This is a genomic window from Inquilinus limosus MP06 (assembly GCF_000767795.1).
GTDB lineage: Bacteria > Pseudomonadota > Alphaproteobacteria > DSM-16000 > Inquilinaceae > Inquilinus > Inquilinus limosus_E.
Genome location: NZ_JANX01000814.1, coordinates 1 through 2,049 on the forward strand (window position 1 = coordinate 1; position 2,049 = coordinate 2,049).

Genomic DNA, 2,049 nt, shown 5'->3' on the forward strand with positions numbered 1-2,049 from the left:
GCCAGTGATCACGGCGCCAGTCCCGACGCCAGTGGTCACGACGCCAGTCACCGCGCCAATGGTCGCGACGCCAATGGTCGCGACGCCAGTGATCGCGACGCCAATCCCGGCGCCAATGGTCCCGGCGCCAGTCCACCTTGGTGGCGAGGTTCGCATCGGCCTGGCCGTTCCACACGGCCGGGGCGGCGACGGGCGCAGGTGCCCGGTCCTGGGCGACAGCGGCGCCGGAGGCGCCGGCGAGGAGCAGGGCCGCCGAAGCGGCCACGAAAAGACGCTTCATTCGAGACAGCATGGGGGCTGATCCCTCTTCCATTGACCGGCGTGGTCCTGGGGCGAAAGCCAACCTTCATCGCCCCCGGATCATCGCGTAACCGTCAGCGCCAGGTGCGGTAGGGACGGCGGTAGTCGCGCCAGCGCCAGTCATGGTGCTGCGAGCGCCAACGGTCGTTGCGCCAATGATCCCGCCGCCAGTCGCGGTGGTCGTTGCGCCAATGATCGCGACGCCAGTCCCGGCGCCAATGATCGCGGCGCCAATCCACCTTGGTGGCGAGGTTCGCGTCGGCCTGGTCGGTCCACACGGCCGGGGCGGCCACGGGGGCGGGCGCCCGATCCCGGGCAACAGCGGCGCCGGACGCGCCGGCGAGGAGCAGGGCCGCCGAAGCGGCCAGGACAAGACGCTTCATTCCAGACAACATAGGGGTGATCCCTCTTCCATCAACCGGCGAAGTCTCCTGGGAAACAGCCGGCTCCCTCATTTCACGCCCTATCCTGAAGATTCCGTCGCCCCGGATGGCTACAACGGCAAGCATACGGCGCCGAACCAAGCCGGAACGCCGCCAAATTTCTTTTAAGACACGAAGAGATCACAAAGAGGACACAATTCGAATTCATCGCGGATTGCAGATCTTCATGAATTCTCAATTTTCAGTAAGGATATCGATTGGCGAACAGCGGCAGCCGGCCCGCCGTTGCATGGCGCAGGCGAGCCCGAGGCCGCCTTTCGGAGAACCTGTTCGAGATCCCCCAACCCGTCATCCCCGCGAAAGCGGGGATCTCGTTACGCTTCGATCGGAAAGAGATTCCCGCTTTCGCGGGAATGACGGCAAAGGATGGGCCGGTTCTCTGAACGGCCTCAGAGAATGGCGAGCGGTGTCTTCCGCCGCGGCGGCGGGAAAGCCTGGTCCAGCGCCGCCAGGTCGGCCTCGTCGAGGGCGAGGTCCAGCGCCGCGCGGTGATCGCGCAGCCGCTCGACCCGGCTGGATTTCGGGATGGCGACGACGCCCTGCCGGGTCAGCAGCCAGGCCAGCGCGACGGTGGCCGGCGCCACGCCGTGCCGGCGGGCGATGCCGCCGAGGACGGCGTTGCCCAGCAGCCGGCCCTGGCCGAGCGGCGAATAGGCCATCACCGGCAGGCCGCGCTCCTGGCACCAGGGCAGCAGGTCCCATTCGATGCCACGGGCCGACAGGCTGTAGCAGACCTGGTCGGTCGCGGTGCGCCCGCCGCCCGCCTCGCCGGCCCAGGTCTCCAGGTCGTCGAGGTCGAAGTTGCTGACGCCCCAGTCGACCACCTTGCCGTCCTCGCGCAGCCGCTCGAACGCCTCGATGGTCTCGGCATAGGGCGTGCGGCCCTGCCAGTGCAGCAGGTAGAGGTCGATCCGGTCGGTGCCGAGGCGGCGCAGGCTGCGCTCGCAGGCCGCGATGGCGGCGGCGAAGCCGGCATTGTGCGGATAGACCTTGCTGACCAGGAACACACCGTCACGGCGGCCACGGATGGCCTGGCCCGTCACCTCCTCGGCCCCGCCCTCGCCATACATCTCGGCGGTATCGATCAAGGTCAGGCCGAGATCGAGCCCGGCGGCCAGCGCCGCCGCCTCGTCCTTCGCCCGGCGCCGGTCCTCGCCCATGCCCCAGGTGCCCTGCCCCAGGACCGGCATGGCGGCGCCGGACGGCAGAACCACAGTGGTCTCGCCCACCGGCCGGCGGCGCAGGCCTTCGGTGCTGCCCCATGCTGACCTCCCTATTCCGCGATCGCCATCCGATCCTGCGGCAT

3 protein-coding genes are annotated in these 2,049 nt (G+C 68.9%); all 3 read right to left on the reverse strand.

Going from position 1 to position 2,049, the window contains the following annotated elements; genetic code table 11:
* Window positions 1-280: hypothetical protein (locus P409_RS41060; protein ID WP_238578826.1), on the reverse strand; the 280-nt coding region annotated here is incomplete at its 3' end.
* Window positions 281-374: 94 nt separating this feature from the next.
* Window positions 375-593, reverse strand: coding sequence for a hypothetical protein (locus tag P409_RS32720; RefSeq protein WP_052121660.1), 219 nt, complete (start codon window positions 591-593; stop codon window positions 375-377).
* A 539-nt stretch (window positions 594-1,132) separates the two neighbouring features.
* A partial coding sequence (locus tag P409_RS32725; protein ID WP_430515674.1) for an aldo/keto reductase occupies window positions 1,133-2,049 on the reverse strand: 917 nt, incomplete at its 5' end.